General features: G+C 35.1%; 1 protein-coding gene. It reads right to left on the bottom strand.

Annotated elements, in window-relative coordinates; translation table 11 throughout:
* Positions 1-82: 82 nt before the first annotated feature.
* Positions 83-279, bottom strand: a 197-nt coding sequence (locus SB725_RS30850; protein WP_410923174.1) for a winged helix-turn-helix transcriptional regulator, incomplete at its 5' end; no start/stop codon positions are given.

Genomic DNA, 279 nt, shown 5'->3' with positions numbered 1-279 from the left:
ATTGGTAATGAGTAATAATAGATTCTTCACTTCGTTCTGAATGACAAACATTATGTTCTAATTCCAATAATTGCTTATATATTTATTCTCTTTTCTCGACTTCTGCGGGGCTTCCGAAAATATGTTTACGGTGATTTTCGCCCCAATCTTTTAAAGATTCTACGACTGGACCTAATGTTTTTGTGTGTGCAGTAGGGAAATATTCTATGCTGACAGGATATGTATCTTTGACTATTCTTTCGACCAAACCGTTTTGTTCGAGTTCCCTTAATTCTTTGG

The sequence above is a fragment of the Pseudomonas sp. SIMBA_041 genome (genome assembly GCF_046535095.1).
In the GTDB taxonomy this organism is placed as follows: domain Bacteria; phylum Pseudomonadota; class Gammaproteobacteria; order Pseudomonadales; family Pseudomonadaceae; genus Aquipseudomonas; species Aquipseudomonas mucoides.
The sequence above is the reverse complement of the archived record's forward strand: the minus strand, read 5'-3'. Positions and strand labels throughout refer to the sequence as shown.